Here is a 23,059-nt window from a genome sequence, read left to right on the forward strand (position 1 = left end):
CCTATGGCCCAAACTCGAAACCGGTGGACAATCTATCTGAAGCAGCTCCGGCATAAAAATCGCAGCGTATACATGACCTGGATGCTTTCCTACGTCTCGGTGCTGCTCGTGCCCATTCTGATCAGCGGCGTTATATACGGCGCGACGCTGAACGTTGTAAAGGCTGAAATTAACCGTGCCAACCAATCTATTCTTCTTCAGATGGAGCAAGCCATAGATAGCCAGTTCAAAGGAATCGAGAATCTAAGCCTCGAGGTGAGCCTCAACAGGCGAATCGCAGCATTTATTTCGGCCGATACCAATCTGTCTGATTCGGACCACTACGATATATACCAAATCGCTAATGATTTGCGCGTATACGAAATCGCTAACGATTTTCTTGAAGGCATTTATATTTACTACAAAAATAGCGATACGGTCATCGCCCGCAACAACCGTATGAACATCGAAGCGTTATACGACCATATTCGCCTTGAAGAGCATATGCCGTACCAGTCGTTACGAGAATATTTTGACCAATGGTACATTAAAGGCTACCACTCCGTTGTTGTGTCCGAAGAGAATGAGTGGCGGCCTACGGTCATGTATGCCCAAAATGTGAACTCAACAATCATGAATCAACCTGGAGCTGTCTTGCTGTTCATGATTGACCGCAGCAAGCTGCTAGAGCAAGCTTCGGCGCCTGAGAAAGGTACGATCTTTATTCTGGATGAAGACAACCGGTTCATTGCGTCTACGGGCGAGTCGCTGTCGGAACCTGCTCTATTATACGGCGATATGTCGGAAGAATCGGGACAACTTGAGATCGAGACTGCCGGTCGCCGGCTTGTTGCATCCTACACAACCTCATCCATTACGGGATGGAAATATGTGATGACGCTGCCGGCGAACGTATATCACCAGAAGATGAACGTGGTAGAGCAATTGACGATCGCCAGCATCTTGCTTTGCCTTATTGTTGGCGGTGGCGTGACGTATTGGCTCCTCAAACGGAACTACCTGCCGATCCATGCGCTGATCCAGAGCTTGTCGTTCAAGGCGGGTTTTACCTTTGATCGCGGCTCCAATGAATACTCCTTTCTGGAGCAGGCGCTGAGCAGCACCTTCCATGAGAAGGAGGAGCTTCATTACAAGCTGAATCAGCATAACAATACACTCAGATCGCACTTTTTGCAGCGGCTGCTGAAGGGGCAACTCGACAGCCATATCCCGTTGCACGAATCGTTCTCAGCCTATGATCTGCGTTTCCCGCTGGGCGGATTTTCTGTTATTTTGCTGCGCATCGAGCACTTCGGCAAGTTCCATCGGAAGGATGAGGATCAGGTCCATAATAAGCGGTTGCTGCACTTCCTGATCGCCAACGTGGTCGAGGAGGTCGCGCGAAAGTCAGTAAACGCCTATGCGGTAGAGCTGGACCAGGAGTTGCTCGCCTGCATCGTCAACCATCAGCTTGCATCGCCGACGGAGCAGCGGGGGGAGCTGGGGCACATCGCGGAAGAAACGATGTCGTTCATCTCCAATCATGCCCATGTCCAGTTGACCGCTGCCATCAGCGCGCAACAGGAGGGCGAATATGGCATCTTCCAGGCGTTCCAGGAAGCGATCGAGGCGATGGAATACCGTATCATTGTAGGTAGCGGGGGCATTATTCATTATGGGGACCTGAGCGGCAATGACAACCTAGGGGCTGCTCCAGGTGGTTATTTTTATCCGCTCAAGGCCGAGCAGCAATTGATCGTTATGGTTCGCGAAGGGCAGCTCGATAAGGCGAAAGCGTTCGTCGGGGAGATCATTCAGAAAAATGTGACGACGGAGCCGTTTCCTTTTCATACTGCCAAATGTCTCATTTTCGATCTAATGGCTACGCTGCAAAAAGTAATCGGCGAAATCCGCATCGCGGGCAAGCCGGATATGCCTGACGGAGTGCGCGCCATCGAACGCCTGATGCAATGCCAGACGGTAGGGGAGATGCGCAGCCAGCTTTACGATATGCTAGAGCTTCTGTGCGGCTACGTTAATAATAACCGTGAATACTGCAGCAATCCGCTAATCGATAAGGTCATGAAATATGTCAACGAGTATTACCAGGACGAGAACCTGAACATTTCGATGATCGGGGAAGCCTTCTCCATGACGCCGTCGTATGTTTCCAAACTGTTCAAGGAACTTGCCGGCGAATCTCTGCTCGATTATATTAACAAGACGCGGCTGGTGCAGGCCAAATTGCTGCTTATCGGCGGGAAATATACGGTCAGCGAAATATCGCTGAAGGTTGGTTACAACGATGTGAATACCTTCCACCGCATATTCAAAAAATTTGAAGGGATAACGCCCGGGCGCTACAGGGAAGTCAAGTAGCTCTAGGGCTTTTCTTTTCAAGAAAAAGTGGCAAACATGCGGTTTTGTTACCCTCATTTTTGAGAAATTGCAGTATATTTTAGGTTTTAACGATGGCTTGCGGCACCAGATTAACGTTATGTTGAAAGCGTATTCAAACCAACTTATTCGAGACGAAAAGAACGGAGGGCACAATGGCGAAAAATCGCAACGGCAAGACTCATAAAAGGCTGCAGCTCACACTGGGGATCGCAATGGTACTTTCATTGTTGTTAACCGCATGCTCCAGTAATGGGGGCTCCGGAAACAAGGATAAGACAGAGCCGACTCAAAGCGCCGTCAGCAATAAGGGCGGCGATGGCGTAAGCAAAGGCAACGAGGGATCGGATATGCCGGTGTATCCGCTGGATACGAAAGATACTTTCTCATACTGGGCTCCAATCAACGGAAACCTGATTACATTTACAACGAATCTGGCTGAAGCGCCGATCGGGAAGGCGATTGCAGAAGCTACCGGCGTGAAAGTGAACTACATCCACCCGACCGAAGGTCAAGCTGAAGAGCAGTTTAATTTGTTGCTGGCTTCCAGCAAGCTGCCGGATGTGCTGGAGTACGACTGGAGTATTTATCCGGGTGGACCAGAAAAGGCGATTTCAGACGGGGTTATCGTACCGCTAAACGATTTGATCGACCAATATGCGCCTAACCTGAAGAAGATGCTGGAAGCTAATCCAGAGCTGGATAAAATGGTGAAAACCGACAGTGGCCAATATTACGTCTTCCCGATGGTGCGAAACGAGGAAGGATTAGTCTTCCGCGGACCAATGCTGCGCAAAGATTGGTTGGATGAGCTAGGGCTGCAATTGCCTGTAACGGTAGACGATTGGCATAAGGTTCTGACGGCGTTCAAAGAGAAAAAAGGCGCCGTAGCACCGCTGACGGCGCTATACGCGAACAAAATGAATTTGCAGGACGCGTTCTTCGACGCATACAAAACGTCGCACGGCTTCTATATTGACGACCAAGGCAAAGTGAAATACGGTCCGTTAGATCCGCAATACAAGGATGTTATGACGCTGTTCCGCCAGTGGTATTCCGAAGGGCTGATTGATAAAGACTTCCCGATCGTCGAGCGCGACACGCTGGATAAGCGGCTTCTGAACGGTGAGTCCGGCGCGACTGTTTTCCTGCTGGGCGGCGGAATGGGCAAATGGCTGGAGTCCGGTAAAGCCCAAAATCCGGCTTTTGATCTTGTAGCGGCTCCTTATCCGGTATTGAAAGCAGGCGAAAAACCGTTCACCGGACAGCGCGATTTCAAATATAACCCGAAAGCAAGCGCGGCCGTGACGACATCGGCGAAAGACCTGGAAACGATCGTAAAATGGCTGGACTTCGCATTTAGCGAGCAAGGAACCATGATGTACAACTTCGGCGTTGAAGGCGAAAGCTACACGATGGACAACGGCGTTCCGAAATTTACCGATATGATCGTAAAAAACGATAAGTACACTTCACAGCAGATGTTGGCGCAGTATACGGTTCCGAACGGTCCATTTCCGATGCATGAGCAAAAAACGACCAACACGTTCCCACAACAGGACGAGGCGGTCCAGATTTGGTCGGAGACCGATGCGGCGAAACATATTTTGCCCGCGTTCATTACGCCTACTGTAGATGAGAGCAAGAAGGTAGCGCAGACGATGACGGCAGTCAACACGTATCTGGAAGAAATGTTCATCAAATTTGTAATGGGCAACGAGCCGCTCGACAAGTTCGACAGCTTTGTGAAGCAGCTGGAAGATATGGGGATTCGCGATGTAATCGACATCTATCAAGGCGCCTTGGATCGCTACAACAACAGATAACTCCATGTATCGTCCCACGGCTGGCTGCAGGCTGCCGTGGGGGCAAGGGAATGGTGCAGCCATCCCCTGCCGATAATGCTGGATGTGGATAGGAGGAGTAGGAGATGGCTCAATTTAAGCTGGGACGCAGCAAAGTCACGCATGCCGGTCGTCTGCCGCTTAATATTGCGAAAGACATGGTTAAGAACAAGTATTTGTACATGATGCTTACTCCTGTTTTGTTATATTTCATTATTTTTCATTATTTCCCGATGTACGGTTCGATTATTGCGTTCAAGGATTTTAACCCCCGGCTTGGAATTGGGGGCAGCGCGTGGGTAGGACTTGAGCATTTCAAAGACTTTTTTGGCGGGATGTATTTTTGGCGGGTGTTTAAAAACACTCTGATGATTAGCTTGTACGATCTCATTTTCGGTTTTCCCGCTCCGCTTATTCTCGCCTTGTTGCTTAATGAGGTGAAAAATGCACTGTTCAAGCGTTCGGTTCAGACGATTACTTATTTGCCGCATTTTATTTCGCTTGTCATTATTTGCGGCATGATCAAGGATTTTACGAGCAGTGACGGCGTCATTAACGATATTATCGCATTTTTCGGCGGTGAGCGGGTTACGATGCTGCTGGAGCCGTCTTTTTTCCGGACAATCTTCGTTTCGTCGAATATTTGGCAGCATATAGGCTGGGGTACAATTATTTATTTGGCCGCGCTGTCTGCGATCGATCTCGAGCAATATGAAGCTTGCAAGATCGACGGGGGTGGACGCTGGAAGCAGATGCTTCATATTACTCTACCCGGTCTGCTTCCCGTTTTCGTTATATTGCTCATCCTGAACATTGGCCGAATTATGAGCGTTGGCTTCGAGAAAATTATTCTGTTGTACAACCCGACCACTTATGTGTCAGCGGATGTCATTTCCTCGTATGTGTACCGGATCGGGCTTCAAGATTTTCAATTCAGTTTCAGCTCCGCTGTCGGATTGTTCAACTCCGTGATTAACTTCGCGCTTGTTATCGGCTCCAACTGGATAAGCCGGAAGTTGAACAATACGGGTTTGTGGTAGAGGAGGGTTCGCATGCGAGTAAGCTTGGGTGAACATATATTCAGGGTTTGCAATACGCTGTTTTTGTCCGCACTCATGATTGTAACAATGTACCCAATTCTATACGTGGCATTTGCTTCATTCAGCGAACCAGCGCTGATGATGGCGCATAAGGGCATTCTTTGGAAGCCGCTGGGCTTCTCGCTTGAAACATATGGGGCGGTATTCAGCAACCCGATGATCCTGCTCGGCTACCGCAACACGTTATTTATTGTCATTGTAGGCGTGGCTCTCAATTTGCTGCTTACTTCCTTTGCCGCATACGCCTTGTCCAGAAAAACGTTGCAATATCGCAAGCAGCTTACGTTGATTATCGTGTTTACCATGTTTTTCAGCGGTGGATTAATTCCGTTCTACTTGCTGGTCAGAGGGTTGGGCATTACGGACACACTGTGGGCGCTGATCCTGCCTACCGCAATAAGCGCATTTAACCTCATTATCATGCGAACATCGTTCGAGGCAGTGCCGGATGCGCTGGAAGAGTCGGCCAAGATCGACGGCGCCAACGACTTTGGCATTCTGTTCCGCATCTTCCTGCCGCTTTGCAAGCCCGTGCTTGCAGTGGTAGGCCTGTATTACGGAGTAAGCCACTGGAACTCCTGGTTTAACGCCATGATCTTTCTTCAGGATCGGTCGCTGTATCCGTTGCAGTTGATCCTGCGAGAAATTTTGATTATTGGCGAGGCAACCTCCATGGCGGAAGGAGCCTCCCAGGATGAGATCATCATATTGGGCGAGACATTGAAATACGCCACGATTATGGTAGCGACCCTTCCGATTTTTCTGGTCTATCCGCTATTACAAAAATATTTCGTGAAAGGCGCCTTGATCGGTGCCATTAAAGGTTAGGAGAAGGGGTGGAATTCAGAGATGAGCAATGAAAATGTGAAACTGAAACCATCCGAGCTGACGGCTTGGTGGGATAAAGTGAAGATTAAAGTTGATCATATGATCGAAGCGGGCTGGACAGAAGCGCCGCATGTTTCGGCGGCGGGCAAATATGACCAGATTAAAGTGGATCAGTGGATTTCGGGCTTCTGGCCGGGCATTCTGTGGATTCTGTACGATATGACCGGCGAGCAACATTATCGGGAGGAGGCGGAGCCTTGGGACGAACGCATGGAGCAATGTTACTTGCGGGACAACCATTTCCACCACGATGTTGGCTTTCAGTTCCTGCCGACATCGGTTATCCGCTACAAGCTGACCGGCGACCCGGACGCTCGGCGGCGCGGGCTGTTCGCCGCCAACTATCTGGCGGGCAGGTACAACCCGGCAGGACAGTTCATTCGAGCCTGGCCCCGCAACCAGACGGGTTGGTCGATCATCGATTCGATGATGAATTTGCCGCTTCTGTTCTGGGCGAGTGAAGAAAGCGATGATCCGCGCTTCAAGCATATTGCGGTCGCCCATGCAGATATGGTGCTTCGCTCATTCATCCGAGGCGACGGCTCGGTGCATCATATCGTTATCTTCGATCCGGAGACGGGCGAAGTGGAGCGTTATGACGGCGGACAGGGCTTCGCGCCGCAATCGTCCTGGTCGCGGGGCCAAGCTTGGGCGCTCTACGGGATGAGCTGCGCTTACCGCTATACGGGAGAAGCGCGTTACTTGAATGCGGCGAAGGGGGTGGCGCATTATTTCATCAGCGCGTTGGCGGAAGACGATGTGCCGCATTGGGATTTCCGTGCGGCGACCGACTTGACGGACGAGCCGCGCGACACCTCGGCGGCGAGCTGCGCAGCATCTGGCTTGATCGATATCGCGTCGCAGGTGGCTCCTGAGGAAGCCGCTTTATATCAGCGCGCGGCCACGCGCATTCTTCGCTCGCTGTCGAACAACTACAGTGCGCTCGACAAGCCGGAGTATGAAGGCATCCTGCTCGGCGCAACCGGTCATAAGCCAGTCAATACCAACATCAACGTATCGCTGATTTACGGTGATTACTATTATATTGAAGCTTTGGCGAAGAGCAAAGGCTGGAGCCAGCATGTTTTTTAAGCGGGATCAAAGGCCGTAATCACGAAGCCGGGAGGACAGGAAGCTCCTCCCGGCTTCCGTATTCTTGAGAGGAGGTGCCGGACGGAACGAAGGGAATGATTCAATAACCATCATTTCATAATGGAAAGGATGAAAATGAATTATGGGAACCAAAAGTATGACGTGCATTATTTTGATCTGTATGCTGGTTGCGTTAATATCAGGAACGGCGAGGGCGGCTGATACGAAGTTCACAATTGGCAGCTCCGACGTGACGGCGAGCGGAGATGACGGCAACGTTCCAGCCAACACAGTGGACGGCGATTTCTTAACACGTTGGTCGGCGAATGGCGACGTGCAATGGATCCAGTACGATTTGGGCGTAAATCGCAAAGTGTCTTTCATCAAAATTGCATTTCTGAATGGGTCAAGCCGCACTTCTACTTTTGATATTTTGACGTCTACGGACGGTTCCACCTTTACGACCGTCAGCAGCGGAGTTGTGAGTAGCCTTGTGGAAGGTCTGCAAACGTTCGATTTTCCGGATGTCGATTCTACCCGCTATGTGAGGATCGTTGGGCACGGCAATTCCTCCAACCTGTGGAACAGCTATTCTGAAGTTGAACTCTACGGCACCGCGAGCGGATCTCCGCCAGGCGCAAGCAAGTTGGCGATTACCGTGCCACAACTTATGGCCAGCGGAGATGACGGCAATATCGTCGCGTATACAATCGACGGCGATCTTAACACGCGCTGGTCAGCGAGTGGCGAGGGGGAGTGGGTCCAATACGACCTTGGATCGAGCAAGCGGGTGGAATACGTGAAGATCGCCTTCACCAACGGGGCGGAGCGAACTTTCGCTTTTGATATCCAGACTTCATATGATGGCTACAACTTCAGTACAGTGCTTTCGGGAGCGGTCAGCAGTCTGAGCAACAGCTTGCTGACGTTTGATTTTGCCGATGTTGCCCCCGTCCGCTACGTTCGTATTGTTGGCCACGGCAACTCGGTGAACGCCTGGAACAGCTTTGCCGAGGTCGAAATTTATGGTAGCGATTCAAGCGGCAGCGGTAGCGAAGGGACGGTCGTCGAAGTTAGCACTTCCACGCAGTTGGCTGCCGAGCTTGCAACCGCTACGGCGGGTAAAACGATTGTGTTGGCAAACGGCACGTATTCGCGTACAAGCCCGTTTGCTGTTCAGAACAAAAACGGCACTGCCAACGCGCCAATCGTCATTAAAGCGAAAAACCGCGGTCAGGCTATCATCTCGGGAGCGTCAGGCTTCCGCGTCGAGAACTCCTCGCATGTGGTGCTGGACGGATTAAAGTTTACGAACACAAGCAATGGCGCAGTGGTGTTGGAAGGCTCGCACCATGTGCGACTGACCCGTAATACGTTTGCGCTTCCAAGCTCGGGGAGCGGCCTGATGTGGCTGCAAGTGCGGGGCACGAACAGCCATCATAACCGCATCGACCGGAATGACTTCGGACTGAAGAGCGACACCGAACCGCTGATCGCTTACGAAGGACAGGACGGCTCAGGGCAAATTTCGCAATACGATATTATCGAATACAACTATTTCCATGATGTAGGCCCATGGGTAGCTAACGGCAAAGAGACAATTCGTCTCGGCTTGTCGGGTCTTACGCTCTCCCACGGCTATAATACGATACAATACAATGTATTTCAGAATTGCGATGGAGAGCCGGAAATCGTATCGGTCAAGAGCAGCAGCAATTCGGTGCGCTTCAATACATTCCGCACGTCCAAGGGCAGCCTGACGCTGCGGCATGGCCATAACAACAGCGTATATGGCAACTTCTTCCTCGGGGACGGCGTGGAGTCGGATCAGGAAGGCATCCGGATGTTCGGCAATGACCATAAGATTTATAACAACTACTTTGAGAATTTGACTGGTGAAGCAATCTACTTGCCTAACGGCGACTTCGACGGCGGTACTGGAGGCTCCCCTCCAAGTCCGACGGTCGAACAATTGCGCAAACAATGGAAAGTTTACCGGGCGCTTATCGTAAACAATACGATTGTAAACAGCAAAACCGGTATCGTCATCGGCTCGGGCAAAGCGTATGCTCCGCAGGATTCCGTCGTGGCGAACAATATCGTATACAACAGCACCGGCACGCTTTATTACGAGGCGGCGACAACGAATACGCTGTTCCAAGGCAACATCGGGTTTGGCAGCACTATTAGCAACATATCGCGCAGCTCGGAGCAGATCCGAAATATCAATCCGCTGCTGACTGCGGTTAACGGCATTCAGAAACTGTCCGCGAGCAGCCCGGCAACTGATGCAGCTGTGGGGACATACGCGTTCGTGCTGGCGGATATGGACGGTCAAATGCGGGCGACTGCAGATGTGGGGGCGGACGAATATTCCGGCGCGCCTCTACTGAATCGCCCGCTAGCGGCCGACGATGTGGGGCTGAATACGCCTTAGGATCGATATATGGAGCAGTCCTGTTATTCACTTCATTTGGAAGGATGGGAGACCATGTTTCACAGCAAATATGGAGCAGCGGGAAAAAACGAGGTGACTGTACATGCATACTAGCACAATGTTGCCGGCTCCGCGTGGCGGCGGCTTCCGTATGGAAGGTTATTGGGTATGGTGCGGTTCCGTCGTGCAGGGCGAGGACGGCAAATTCCATATGTTTGCCTCGCGCTGGCCGAAGACACTGCCGATGCATCCCGGCTGGATGACGGCTTCAGAGATTGTCAGGGCAGACTCGGATACCCCAGAGGGACCGTACCGATTCTGCGAGGTGGCGCTTCCGGCGAGGGGAGCGGAATATTGGGACGGACGCTGCACGCACAACCCCCATATCGTCAAGCATAACAACAAATATTTGCTTTATTATACGGGTTCGACCCATCCGCTAAGCGATCCAGAGCCGCCCGGGAATTTCGGGTTAACCGATCCTCAATGCATCGTGGCGCGGGCGAACAAACGGGTAGGTCTGGCTATAGCGGACAGCGTTTTGGGCCCGTGGCGCAGAGCGGACGAACCGATATTGCCAACACGTCCCGGACGATTCGATAGCTTTCTGACCTCCAATCCGGCTCCGTGTGTCCGGGAGGACGGTTCCGTGCTGCTGATCTACAAGGCACGTCACTACGAAGGCAACCTGCATGGCGGCATGACGATTGGCGTTGCGTATGCGGATCACTACGAGGGGCTGTACCGGGTGCTGAGTGACGAGCCAGTGTTTCCTCCTGAGTCGTTCCATATCGAAGACCCTTTCATCTGGCAAACAAACGAAGGATACAATTTGATCGCCAAAGATATGGAAGGGCATCTATGCGGAGAAAAATACGGCGGCATCTACGCCGAGTCGCCGGACGGGCTGAAATGGAGCTTGCATGGGCAGCCGCAAGGCTATTCCCGGACGGTGCGTTGGGATGACGGCACGGTGCAGACGCTGGGCAATCTGGAGCGGCCGTTCCTGTTGTTCCAGAACGGCAAGCCGACTCATTTGTTCGCGGCCGTCTCGGACGGCAGTGATGGTTTTAAGGACGCTTCCGATACGTGGAACATGGTTATACCTTTGAAGCAATGATTCACGGGGGGACTTTACGATGATCAACTACGTGGCGTCAAGCGAGCGCTATGCGACGATGACATATAACCGCTGCGGCAGAAGTGGACTGAAGCTGCCGGCGATTTCACTGGGGCTGTGGCAAATTATGAACCGGCTCGTGGACAAGGGCAATACAGTCATCGTTATCAAGCATAACCTTGACGTCATCAGTCAGGTGGATTGGATTATCGACATGGGGCCTGATGGCGGCAGCAGGGGTGGCCAAATTATATTTGAGGCGAAACCTATACAATTCATTTAAGCTAAACATTCTTTCACAGGGAAATATTTAAAATAATCATGGCTTTTCTGATTGAATCAGACTGTTCAAGCACTAAACACTTGATATGATAGTCCGACTTACGTAAGAATCAAATCAGATTAAAAATTGTTTAAACCTAGCCACCTTGCGTACTAAAAGCGGGTGGTTTTTTATTTCAGACAACTTATTATTTTTATCGAGGAAAACAGGGGCGTATAATGTGTAACAATATATACAAATGTCGGATGACAAATACGTATGCCCATATCAAAATGAAGGTGTTAAACACAACATTCAATCAATAAAGGTCATACATTGTCGGTGGACAAGAACATAGTCCCATAAGAGCCCGCGCCCAGCGCTGGTTTTCTGATTTATGGGACCAAGTTCTTGTCCTTTACTCAGGACAAGAACTTGGTCCCATTGCCGAAAATGGACAAGAACATGTTACTATTGCCGATTTGATTATCTAATGTATGTCTTACACCGACTTGACGCAGGCCACAGGTGTCGAATGCTCGCCTATACTCGCGTTCGGAAACAAGGAAGCGTTTGGAATCTGCTGGCGGACGGCATTTGTGTGAGTGATCAGAATAGACCCGGACGTAAAACCATTCCTTTGTAAAGGTGGTGCCCCGAAACGGGAAGCAAACCCAAAAAACATAGGACAATTATTCCTGCTAAGTTATATAATATAAGAGGAAAGTAATATGCTGCTTTTGCTACCTGCGACCTATTCATGAAATGTCTTAGCAAAATTGGTAGATGCTTTACTATTAATAATTAAGCGGGGAGAAGGCTATATGAAACGAAAGAGTTGGATTTATTCGCTAATGCTAGCAATTATAGTATCGGTTGTATTCGGGGTTGGCAGTATTTATGCGGCTGCACAGAACATCACCGACATTGTCAAAGTGACCAAACCTGCTGAGATAAAAGTTGGGGAGTGGAAATCATACGAAATAGCCATCACTGACTGGACCGATGCAGACGTTACGGAACATGACTTCACTCCAATCTCTTCAGATGAGAATGTTGTCAAGGTCGTACGAAAAACGCAATGGGTTTCTGAACTTCATGCAATAAATAAAGGGAATGCTACCTTAACTGTCAATATTGGAGAAAAGTTTGAACCTTATGTATTCACTGTTCAAGTGGTGGATGATTATACAGTCATTCCTGAACCAACTAAGCCGGTAGTTATAAAGGAACCTACACACGAAGAAATTATGTTACAGGATCTTGAAGATTACATTGAGCAGTTGCAGCCATTAGGAAGCTATGAAAAGAAAGCCATAACTACGTTAAATCAAAATAGACTCCTGAACGATTCAACAAGAAAAACACTCTTTCTTACTTTAAACAATACTGTATTGCCCAATTATACTAAATTTGTATCCGGGTTGAAAAACCTCAAAGCTAATAATGTAGAGTTGAAAGAAATACATACCTACTATCTGGCAGGAGCAAAACTCCAGTTGGAAGGGTTCACTATAATGCGGGACAGCTTGAAGACGACCAAAATAAATTGGTCCAAATTCAATGCAGGTGAAAAGAAGGGGGCAGAAGGAATTAAGCAATTGAACAAATCCGAAATGCTTCTTGACAAGTATGCAATTAAATATGTCAAATAAATAAAATAATAAACAGAACCCTTAAAGTGCTTTAAGTTAAGGGTTCTGTTATTTTTTTTGAGGGGCCTGTGCCAAATATATAGACCATTAAGGCATGCCGGCAGGGAGCTGGGGCACGAATGCTTCAAGAATGTAGATTATGTCTTAAAGATAAAGTTCTTATAAATTCTCACATCAGCACAAAAGCTAACTTCAAAATGGCTTTTAAATACCAAGAGGTTAAAGGTAAGAGCGCTGAAAGTATAAACTTTAAGATGTATTATGAGAATACAATCAACACAAGAATCACTGAATATCAATGCCCCAATCATAGCTTAAGAAAAAAGAAAGCTATTTCAAAAATGAAATCCTATGTACCAGCACGGATATCCATTGATTATCCAAAAAATTATGAACTGATTAATTACGTAAGTTCTTATATAAAGAAGCATGATTATTGAAAACTGCTCCAGTTGAGTTGTTTTTTTATGGCCAGAATAGGGGCTTTGTCGGCAAAGGGACTAAGTTCTTGTCCTACAAGGGACTATGTTTTTGTCCACCACCACCGACAACACTGTCGGTGGACAAGAACATAGTCCCATAAGAGTTCACGCCCAGCGCGGGTTTTCTGTTTTAAGGGATCAAGTTCTTGTCCTTTTCTTCGGACAAGAACTTGGTCCCATTGCCGAAAATGGACAAGAACATGGTACTATTGCCGATTTGACATGTATCAAACTAATTTGGATTAAACATTTTAACAACTTGTTTTTTACCTGCATAAGAAGATTCTTTAATAAATTCCCACGTGAATTGGCCGAATGGGTAGAGAGAGATGGTGGACGACGGTCGAACAGATTAATTACGTGGGTGCCGGTAGGATCTAGCGGCTATAGCTCCCCAAACTAGTTATTTCAGGAAGCTATTGGTGTCAGATGAAAATAAAGTATTAGACTGAAAATAAAGTGTTAGACTCGGAAGACAAGCTTGTAGACTGGCAGAACGTTATGGAGTTAAATGATCGGCGGCGTGGCCAACTGCTGCAGCTCCGCTCACCTGAAAAAGGAGTTAATAAGATGCATAAAGGATTCTGGGTCTATGTTTTAGCGTTAATGGCCATAGTCACGATTGCTACCTTGTATGGTACCAGTAAAGGCACTGCTTCTTCTTCAACTTATACCGAAGTAACCGGGGTTATTGAATCTCTAAAATTACAACGGGTTAAAGGTTTTATTTCATCATCAGTGCATACCGTCGTCACGATATCGGGTACGGAATATGATGTAACAGGATTTGAGGACCAATTAAGTGAAGGTGAGTATATTAAAATGGTAATTGATAAAGGAGATGCCATCGAGATCATAAAAAAGAGGTGATCGATTAGAAATATTCATTGTCACAGTAATACCGTTACCTATTCCAGAAGAACTATGGGATCTAAGAGTGAAGGCAGTGATATAGTATGATGATTAGTGTATTGGGGACAGCGGAAGAGAATAGAATTTACTATACTTGTCCTATCTCCGATGACCGCTCAGTTACTGTGTATATTCATTATCCCTTTTCGTAAACAAAACAAAGGATTTACCGTAATCTTATCGGTAAATCCCTTTTTTTGTATTATAGCAAGCTATTCTGACAGAATTTAACCTCTCAACGACCAAAATGAAAGTTTTTTGTTTCTACATTAGAAGTATAAATATTTTTGTCATCTATACTGATTGTCGTTGTTGTAATTATGCTCGTATGACTGGCAAGCTTGTTTTTAACTTTTGTTTCTACTTTTACTTCTCCACTTGATAACATTTCAATAAGAAGTTCTTTATTATTTTTTTTGTATCTTGTTTTTCCACTATTTCCTTCACCCCTCAAATATAGATTAGTATAATCCTACACGAAATTTCAGGAAAAACAAAAATCATCAGCTACAATATATTACATAATTAACCTTTTAGTTTACAAAAAACCCCAAAAAAGGTATGATAATATAGTGTTCTAAAATAGATGACAGGGTGAATTGTAATAATGACAAGTTTTAATTTTTTTGGTAAATTGAAAAGAACCTTGGTTGTTGTACCATTAGTTTTACTTTCTGCATTCCCTGGATTAAGTAATGCAGAAGCGACTTCACCATTAGAATTGGCAAAAGAGTCTGTAAGTAATTATATTGACGCTGTTCAATCTGGAGACATTACTGAGGCAGTGAAATGGGTTGTTGATACCAGATTTAGTTCAGAGCAAGATCAAATTGAACAGTACAACGATAATTTGACTACCGACCCCTTTTCCAATGCAAGTATTGAAAGTGTTTTACCTGATTCCGATAGTTCATTTATAGTCACTCTGGATCTAACCCGAAAAGAAAATGGAGAAATAAATAAAATATCTCTTCCTGTAATTGAACATGAAGGAACTTGGAAATTACTTATAAACGGGGTAGAAACAATGAGTACGGCTGCACAAAAACTATCCAATACGCAAAATAATAATAAAAGTCTTATTGCTCCTCAATCAGTGAATATAGGAAATTATGGAGATTCTACTGTTGGTAAGGGTGATTCAATCTATAGTAACCAATTTAATATGACAGAAACAGTTTTGGGTATAACAGGATGGCAACAGGTTGGAGGAGTAACTGTCGAGAGCACAATGAGATACAGCGTTGTATATAAACATTTTTATGGCGATGATACAATCGGGGAAATATTCCATACAGGGTTTAACTATTGGAATGGTGCTGCTTTTTATGAAACTATGTCTGTAGCAGCATCACATGCTCCACAGGGAGTACATTTAAAGATATCAAATCCGAGTGACGCACATGCAGTACGAGTTAGAGGTCATATCTACGGGAACTAATAACTATATAAACTATTAATTTTAAATCAGGAGGATATATAGTTATTCTCCTGATCTCTTATTACTACAAAATATTTATAGGAGGGAGATATGGTTATATTAAAAGATAGTACCAATAAAGATTCAATCAAAGAACAGTATGATCAACTTTGGAAGGAGTTCCTTAACACAGATGAACATAAAGTTGAAAATATAATTAGAATAGCTAACAATCAATTACTCACAAAAAGAGATCAATGGATACGTGTACTGAAACCCTTCAAAACACACCTAACATGGATTATTCCACTAAGTGCCGTTGCAACAGCTATATTATTGTATGTAATATTTATATGGGTTGCATTATTAGTCGAATAGGGCTAGCTTACTAATGCAATAACTGATGACATCAAATTATTATTGGAAGAATATGTTCTTACGAGTAAGGGGAAACGGGTAAATAAGGATACATTGGAATGGATCCAAGAACAATGGTCATATCGATTTAGTCTAGTGTTTTTTTACGAGTGTCTAAAATATGCTGATGATATATTAGTTCATGGTAAGAAAAATATTAACTGGGATAAGATACTCATGAACACAAAAGCTAACTTCAAAATTGCTTTTAAATACCAAGAGGTTAAAGTTAAGAGCGCTGAAAGTATAAACTTCAATCTGTATTATGAAAATACAATCAACACAAGAATCACTGCATATCAATGCCCCAATCATAGCTTAAGAAAAAAGAGAGCTATTTCAAAGATGAAATCCTACGTACCGGCACGGATATCCATTGATTATCCAAAAAATTATGAACTAATTAATTACGTGAGTTCTTATTTAAAGAAGCATGATTATTGATTACAACTCAATTGAGTTGTTTTTTTATGGCTAGAATAGGGGCTTTGTCGGCAATGGGACCAAGTTCTTGTCCTACAAGGGACCATGTTCTTGTCCACCGACATCACCAGACAATTCAGTACACATTCATTATGTCAAGAAGGGTATTTTCCAACCTATAGACATATGTACAAAATACGGGTTTTGTGAGTAAGTTATGATTAAATTAATGGCACTAGCAATTTAGTTCCTTAATATTGCCAATATTGTCGTCCATTAATGTTCGCTGCAATGTTTAAATGTTTCCTTTCCATGAACCAGTTGATCTTTTCTTTTGCAGAACTCGTTTCATTTGTATAATGTGTAGTGATATTAATTTAAAGCAAACCTTTTAAAGCCCGCCAGAATCTCGCATAAAACTTTATCTGTTTATTTACGTACGTTATTTTTTCCATTATTTAACTATTTAGAGTAACCTTATATGTGTTTGCAATTTCAAATCAACTCTTCAATTATCCTTAATTGTCTTTCACGTTCTTTTGTGGCGGCCTCGGCCACTGAGGAATTGTTTGATATGTAATTTACAAGCTTAACTGCATAGTCACTGCTTACCATAGCATGTCCTCTCATATGTCCTGTTGCAATCGCTTGGGCAAAAGAACGTGCAGCATACTTACTAACTTCGGTTGTGGACTCTTTAGCTAATTCATTTACTATAAATCCAATTTTTCTTAAGTCGAAGGCTCTAATATCTCCTGTTATTCGCTTTTCTAGAGTTTCTATACCTAAATCAATTCGCGGGTCATTTACAAGGTAATCATCCAGATAAGACAAATGTTCAACAGCAATTCTCAAAGCCCATTTGGCAAGTAACTTCTGCGGCAATTTTTCAAGCGTTTCTTCAAGTTGATTTCTTAATTCATTGTTATCTACAATCTTTATCTTCGGACTACTATAAGTAAATTCGTTTGTTTCTTTTAGTTGCTGTTCATGTTTATTCCACGCATATTCCTCAATATTCATTCGAACCACTCCCATCACTGCGTGGCATTATTTAATTGCTTCAGATCTTCTTTCATAAAAAGAGTGTACCACACTGAAAAAATGTAAATTAACCATATTCTACGCGAAAAGTCACCTTTATTACTCCGATGCTGGATAAACATCTCTTCGATGATATTCATATTGAATATTTCTTCAATACCGCTGTATCGTATTTGCTCAAATATTATATTCGAAATTGGAGTCTTGAGCCAATCACGAATCGGTACGGGAAATCCTAATTTCGGGCGATTCACAATAGCATCCGGAACGATTCCTTCCATAGCTTTACGCAAAGCGAGTTTTGTTGTTTTGTTGCCAATCCGATTGGATACAGGAATCTTACTAGCCGTTTCAAAAACCTCTTTATCTAAAAACGGTACTCTTAATTCTAAAGAATGTGCCATGGACAGCTTATCTGCTTTTGACAAAATATCGCCGGGTAACCAAAAATTCATATCAATAAATTGCATTCTTGTCGTTGGGTCTAGGTGTACTGTCTTTTCATAAAAAGGCTTAACAATATCGGTGGCATGTAAAAAACTTCTTTGAGCATGTACCGATTCATGGAGCAAGTTCATCTTTGCGCTTTTGTTAAAGATATTAGCATTACCGAAAAAACGCTCTTCTAAAGGTGTCAGTCCCCGAAGTATATAATTTTTACCATAAAAGTTGTAAGGGTACATGTTTAATGATTTTCGTAACGTAGTCTTAATGAAATTGGGCATCCATGATATTGCTTTTAATGCGTCTGGCTCTCTATAAATTCGGTATCCTCCGAATAATTCATCCGCACCTTCACCTGATAAGACAACCGTGACATGTTCTTTTGCAAGCTGATTTAGATGATAGAGTGCAATTGCGGAAGGATCTGCGATAGGCTCATCTAGATGCCAGACCGTTTTCGGTATACTCTCAAAAAAGTCTTTTGTAGATAAGATATGAAAATAATGATCCGTTCCCAGTTTGGCTGCCGTTTGATTTGCAATGATCGTTTCGTTGTTCTCTCCTTCAAATCCAATAGAAAAGGTTTTTGTGGATTCTTCTGCTCTCATCATTGCAGCTATCGCTGTGGAGTCAATTCCACTGGACAAAAAACACCCTCTATTCACATCACTTTGTAAATGAAGGTTTACAGACTCTTTCAATTTCCACTGAATTTCTTCCGCATAGTCTGCTAAAGATCGTTCTACCGGATGAAAATGGGGTTCCCAATATTTCTCGATCTTCATTTCGCCTTCCGAGTTAACAAATACTCGCTCTGCAGGTCCTAACTTATAAATATGTTCAAACATCGTATCGGGTTGTGGCACATACTGAAAAGTTAAGTAGCTGAATAAACTTTGATACTGAAGCTTTCTAGGCACTCCTTGAACAGCAAGTATGCTTTTAATTTCCGAAGCAAATAAAAGATTATTCTCATCTTTGTAATAATATAAAGGCTTGATGCCAAAATGATCTCTAGCAGCAAAAAGGGTCTGTTCCTTAACATCCCAAATCGCAAAACTAAACATTCCACGTAAATGATGGACACAGTCCTTGCCGTATTCCTCATATAAATGCACAATGACCTCTGTATCTGATTGCGTTTGAAAGTGATGTCCCTTTAGCTTAAGCTGATCTCGTAGTGTTTTATAATTATAGATTTCACCATTAAAAACAATCCAAAGGGAACGATCTTCATTCGTCATCGGTTGATTGCCATCACGCAAATCTATAATGGATAACCTACGAAAACCGAGCCCAATTCGAGAGTCGAGCCATACTCCTTCATGATTAGGACCTCGGTGATTCATTGCACCTGTCATTTGTTTTAAGGTTTCTTCTTGTGGTGGTTGTCCATTACACTTTAATATTCCAGCTATTCCGCACATGCTATTGTAGTCCTTCCTATAATAAAGATTAGGATATAGAGTGCCCACAATTGCTTTGATCAATCATCATTTTTTGCAACTTATCATTCATATAAAAAACGTCGAGTGATTCACAAAAGGAATCGTTCGACGTTTTCTCATGCATCTTATTTTATTTCACTCATGAAGCTTCTGAAGTTCTGGGCGATTTCTTTCGATCGTGTATGGTGTAAATAATGATCTCCTTCAAACATCATCATCTTCCCATGTAAAGAATCTTTTATCTGTTCTTCATGTAAAGTTTCCCAGCCTTCAACATCCGTAGTATCTTTCACTAAGAAGAACACTACAGGAAGTTCTTTAGGGAACTTTAAAGTTTCAGCGGCTTTAAAATTACTTGTGAAATGCTCTGCTTCGCTAATGGTGTTTGGATTCATCATGTTTTTAAGTGAAATCATTCTATTTTGCTCTTTAGTTTTATCATCAACGTCTGGTGTAATGATTTGGGCTGGATCGAGTTTAACCAGCAATCTGTAGAAACCTGATTGTTTAAGTGATTTTAAGGTTGCTATTGGAAGTTCATCCCCGCCCCCTTGTGCCGGTACACTGCTGTCGATCCCCACGAATGCACTAACTTCGTTTTCGTATTTGTTCACATAGTCTAGACCATAAATTCCGGATATGGAGTGCCCCATCAGAATATAACGGTCTATATTTAATTGTTGTAAACATTCATGTAATTCACTCACAATATTTTCAATACTTCGTTCTTTTTCGGTGACATCACTTAATCCATAGCCAAATGGCTCAATCACAACCACTTTGTAAAATGGAGATAACTCGTCAACTAGCGGCTTGAAATCAATACCCGGCGCTGCAGTTCCGTATCCTGGTAGTAATACCACCGTCTCTTCACCATTTCCTTGAATCGTGACATTCATGTTTTTTCCGTCTACAGGTACTTGCTGACCATATGGTTCAATTTTACCTTTCTCCAATTTGTTGCAGATCACATTAACCGTAAAAACAATGGCTAGAAAAAGCACTATGGCTATGACTATAACTCCTATTGCTTTTAGTAAAAAGAAAACTGTCTTTTTCATCATCTAATTCCAGCTCCCACATATTTATATCTTATCTGATGTCCATTTCATTCTAACAATCCAGTCTTAGATCCTGTGTAACTCAAGTTTAATTGAACCTTAACTTTCAGCCTCAGCTAGTGAAATTGAATTAAACTTCCGTTAAGAGAACTTTTATAGATGTGGTTTCACTTCCGTCTATTTGACATCACAAAAAAACACCTCTAGATATTCGCTGATTAAGCCGTGGGGCAATTCAACGATATTCTAAAGGTGTTTTTCAAGTTCATTAGTTCTTCATTAGTTCAATGTTTCTTTGCGGGATAAACGAATCTTTTCAGGCGTAACATCATTTCCCTCAGGATCAACAATCGTCACTCCTGATAGACTGTTACGAACTTGTCCACGAATTTCACGTAGGTAATCTTCACGCAAAACGATCTGTTCAACCCACTCACTCTTTGTCAGACCTTCTTCACGTTCTTTCCGGGCTAGTTCATTGATTCGAGTCAAACTGGTAATCATCTATGTTCCTCTTTTCTGAATTTTAATTAGCTTGCTAATGGTTATGGTGAATAATTCTGTGAATAATTCCTGATTCAAGATAAATTATCAGCCATTTGTTTCATAAGCCTTCTTAATAATAAACGTTCTTCGGGTAGAATCCCTGCTAATAATTTATCCAGCTGCTTGTTCCATATTTGTTCCACAGGTTCGCAAAGATTACGTCCGGCTAGCGTTAGGTATACTCGGCTTACTCTGCCATCTTCAGGATCTCTTTTTCGAACAACAAACCCATGATTTTCAAGTGATTTTACCATGTTCGTAATTGTGGGAGGTTCACAGTTCAAACGTTCACTCAGCTGTATTTGTGTCATTCCATCCTCTCTCCATAGTCGGCATAATAACTGTTCTTGGCCAACATGAAGATTAAGTTCCCTCAGAAGCTCTGCATAATCTCTACGCATTTTCGCTGAAATTTTATCAAGTAGTTCTCTTATCTCATCTTCAATCACAGTTTGTTCCCCCGAACCGCCATCCAAATTACTTAGCAAGCTAATGATATCACATTTTTAAGAGGATTTCAAAGGTTAGACGATCTTTATTAATCCTCCAACCAATGAATCCTCTTTAGAATAGCACTTCATGAATTAGAAATTGATCTTCAATTACTATTTTGCGGGAGGCGTACTTCAAAGAGTGTGCGAACTACGCTGCTATGCGCAGATACGGTTCCATCATGCTGCTCTACTATATTTTTAATAATAAACAAGCCAAGTCCCGTGCTTCCTGTCGGATGTGTTCGTGCACGATCACCCGTGTAAAACATATCAAAAATACGTGGCAGTTCTTCCGGCTCAATACAATTTCCATAATTGATAACTTCAACGACTACATCGTTTTGATCCAAGTAACCGTGAATATCAATAAATTGACCGTCATTTCCGTAACGAGCTGCATTCGTGAGAAGGTTCTCAAATACACGTGCTAACAATTCCCCGTCACCATAAATCTTCAGTGGCTGAGTTACATCCAATCTGGAAGTAAGACTATTTTTCTCAAAGACTGGATATAATTCTTCGTTTAATTGTAAGAGAAGCTCACTGAGATCGATCGAGGTCTTCTCGAGTTTAAGCTTTCCGTAATTCATTCGTGTGATTTCAAACAGCTCATCGATTAATTTTTCCAAGCGTTGAGATTTGGTATAAGCAATCGTTGTGTAATGTCTGGTCTGTTCGGGAGTTAATTGTTCGTCCTTCAAAATCAAATCCAAATAACCAATAACCGAGGTTAGCGGTGTACGCAGATCATGCGCTAGGTTCAACACGAGTTGATCTTTACTGCTCTCGGCAATGTCTCCCCGCTCAATGGCTTCCTGTAGATTCTCAATTGCCAGATTGATATCTTGTCCAATCATCCCAAACTCATCTTTGGAGGGTATATCTACTCGTTCTGAGAAATCACCTGACGCTAGCTGATGAATCCCCTTTGAGATTTCTGTGAAGTATTTTGCATACGGTTTAGTGAATAAAAAGAAGAATAAAATGGCAAGTGGTATAAAGATAATTAAAAATGTATTCACATCTCCAATATCTCTTATTACATAGCGAATTTGGGTTAATGGATTCTCAAACTTTACCTCAGAGCGATAATATCGCTGGAGAGCTTTATAGATTAAAAAGGTTATTCCACCAGATACTAGCATACTGGCCATTAGCAACATAATCATTTTAGTCCGAAAACTATATATCATTTTAGGCATTGAATGTATACCTTTCCCCCACTGTATTTAATCTTGTATGTGACAATGGTATACGAATTCTACCTAAATCTCAAATTATTAGAATCACAGATCTTTCCTCGCAAAAAATTCCCAACCCGAACAAATGTTCTCCTAGGCCAATATGGCCATTTTTCTTGCATTTTTGATTCAACTGAATGACATTGCTCAGTCAACAAAAAGCAAGCTGAATCCCACGAACTTAGGGTCAACTTGCTTAGATTAAAGAGTTTCTATTCATCACGTCAACCCCGCACTTCTTAGAAAACGGCTAACAATATCTATCTGATACCGAATACGAAGGTCACGGTCGAGACTCCAACAGGTTTCCACAGTATAAGCCTTCGCTCCTAATATACGGGAGACGGCTGCAC

The 23,059-nt window shown here is 44.0% G+C and carries 19 protein-coding genes; 12 read left to right on the top strand and 7 right to left on the bottom strand.

Annotated features, from left to right (window positions below):
• Positions 1-3: 3 nt before the first annotated feature.
• From MHH52_RS14805 to MHH52_RS14850, 10 genes are all read left to right on the top strand, one after another.
• Positions 4-2,358 (top strand): AraC family transcriptional regulator, encoded by a 2,355-nt coding sequence (locus tag MHH52_RS14805; RefSeq protein WP_340003369.1) that lies wholly within the window; start codon positions 4-6, stop codon positions 2,356-2,358.
• Between the two features lie 173 nt (positions 2,359-2,531).
• The gene (locus MHH52_RS14810) at positions 2,532-4,202 is read left to right on the top strand and encodes an extracellular solute-binding protein (RefSeq protein ID WP_340003370.1); all 1,671 of its coding nucleotides are present in this window, start codon (positions 2,532-2,534) and stop codon (positions 4,200-4,202) included.
• Between the two features lie 176 nt (positions 4,203-4,378).
• The gene (locus MHH52_RS14815; RefSeq protein WP_340009653.1) at positions 4,379-5,260 is read left to right on the top strand and encodes an ABC transporter permease subunit; all 882 of its coding nucleotides are present in this window, start codon (positions 4,379-4,381) and stop codon (positions 5,258-5,260) included.
• Positions 5,261-5,272: 12 nt separating this feature from the next.
• On the top strand, positions 5,273-6,148 hold the full coding sequence (locus tag MHH52_RS14820) for a carbohydrate ABC transporter permease (RefSeq protein ID WP_340003371.1): 876 nt from the start codon (positions 5,273-5,275) through the stop codon (positions 6,146-6,148).
• A 99-nt stretch (positions 6,149-6,247) separates the two neighbouring features.
• Positions 6,248-7,300: a glycoside hydrolase family 88 protein gene (locus MHH52_RS14825; protein ID WP_340009655.1), complete on the top strand. Its 1,053-nt coding sequence runs from the start codon at positions 6,248-6,250 to the stop codon at positions 7,298-7,300.
• A gap of 142 nt (positions 7,301-7,442) precedes the next feature.
• Positions 7,443-9,737 (top strand): chondroitinase-B domain-containing protein, encoded by a 2,295-nt coding sequence (locus MHH52_RS14830; protein WP_340003372.1) that lies wholly within the window; start codon positions 7,443-7,445, stop codon positions 9,735-9,737.
• 151 nt (positions 9,738-9,888) lie between these two features.
• Positions 9,889-10,857: a glycoside hydrolase family protein gene (locus MHH52_RS14835; protein ID WP_313637220.1), complete on the top strand. Its 969-nt coding sequence runs from the start codon at positions 9,889-9,891 to the stop codon at positions 10,855-10,857.
• Positions 10,858-10,888: 31 nt separating this feature from the next.
• A complete protein-coding gene (locus tag MHH52_RS14840) occupies positions 10,889-11,140 on the top strand; it encodes a hypothetical protein (protein ID WP_340009875.1) in 252 nt (83 codons plus the stop codon).
• Between the two features lie 803 nt (positions 11,141-11,943).
• Positions 11,944-12,774, top strand: coding sequence for a hypothetical protein (locus tag MHH52_RS14845; RefSeq protein ID WP_340003373.1), 831 nt, complete (start codon positions 11,944-11,946; stop codon positions 12,772-12,774).
• A 941-nt stretch (positions 12,775-13,715) separates the two neighbouring features.
• A complete protein-coding gene (locus MHH52_RS14850; protein WP_340003375.1) occupies positions 13,716-14,126 on the top strand; it encodes a hypothetical protein in 411 nt (136 codons plus the stop codon).
• Positions 14,127-14,403: 277 nt separating this feature from the next.
• Here the strand turns inward: MHH52_RS14850 and MHH52_RS14855 are convergent, their stop codons facing one another.
• Positions 14,404-14,622: a hypothetical protein gene (locus MHH52_RS14855; RefSeq protein WP_340003376.1), complete on the bottom strand. Its 219-nt coding sequence runs from the start codon at positions 14,620-14,622 to the stop codon at positions 14,404-14,406.
• A 153-nt stretch (positions 14,623-14,775) separates the two neighbouring features.
• On the opposite strand from MHH52_RS14855, the gene MHH52_RS14860 reads away from it, so the two are divergent.
• Positions 14,776-15,609 (top strand): hypothetical protein, encoded by an 834-nt coding sequence (locus MHH52_RS14860; RefSeq protein ID WP_340003377.1) that lies wholly within the window; start codon positions 14,776-14,778, stop codon positions 15,607-15,609.
• A 90-nt stretch (positions 15,610-15,699) separates the two neighbouring features.
• Complete coding sequence (locus tag MHH52_RS14865) at positions 15,700-15,966, top strand: hypothetical protein (protein WP_340003378.1); 267 nt, start codon at positions 15,700-15,702, stop codon at positions 15,964-15,966.
• A 957-nt stretch (positions 15,967-16,923) separates the two neighbouring features.
• Here MHH52_RS14865 and MHH52_RS14870 read toward each other — a convergent pair.
• The 6 genes from MHH52_RS14870 to MHH52_RS14895 form a co-directional block, all read right to left on the bottom strand.
• Positions 16,924-17,451: a putative immunity protein gene (locus MHH52_RS14870; protein WP_340003379.1), complete on the bottom strand. Its 528-nt coding sequence runs from the start codon at positions 17,449-17,451 to the stop codon at positions 16,924-16,926.
• Between the two features lie 14 nt (positions 17,452-17,465).
• Entirely contained in the window at positions 17,466-19,343 is a 1,878-nt protein-coding gene (gene asnB, locus MHH52_RS14875) for an asparagine synthase (glutamine-hydrolyzing) (RefSeq protein ID WP_340009657.1), read from the bottom strand.
• 146 nt (positions 19,344-19,489) lie between these two features.
• On the bottom strand, positions 19,490-20,428 hold the full coding sequence (locus tag MHH52_RS14880) for an alpha/beta hydrolase (protein ID WP_340003380.1): 939 nt from the start codon (positions 20,426-20,428) through the stop codon (positions 19,490-19,492).
• A gap of 276 nt (positions 20,429-20,704) precedes the next feature.
• Positions 20,705-20,929: a DUF896 domain-containing protein gene (locus tag MHH52_RS14885; RefSeq protein ID WP_313637232.1), complete on the bottom strand. Its 225-nt coding sequence runs from the start codon at positions 20,927-20,929 to the stop codon at positions 20,705-20,707.
• A gap of 74 nt (positions 20,930-21,003) precedes the next feature.
• Positions 21,004-21,420, bottom strand: a complete 417-nt coding sequence (locus MHH52_RS14890; protein ID WP_340003381.1) for a MarR family transcriptional regulator — start codon at positions 21,418-21,420, stop codon at positions 21,004-21,006.
• A 149-nt stretch (positions 21,421-21,569) separates the two neighbouring features.
• Positions 21,570-22,667 (bottom strand): HAMP domain-containing sensor histidine kinase, encoded by a 1,098-nt coding sequence (locus MHH52_RS14895; RefSeq protein ID WP_313637236.1) that lies wholly within the window; start codon positions 22,665-22,667, stop codon positions 21,570-21,572.
• Between the last annotated feature and the right edge of the window lie 392 nt (positions 22,668-23,059).

The sequence above is a fragment of the Paenibacillus sp. FSL K6-0276 genome (assembly GCF_037977235.1).
In the GTDB taxonomy this organism is placed as follows: Bacteria; Bacillota; Bacilli; order Paenibacillales; family Paenibacillaceae; genus Paenibacillus_AQ.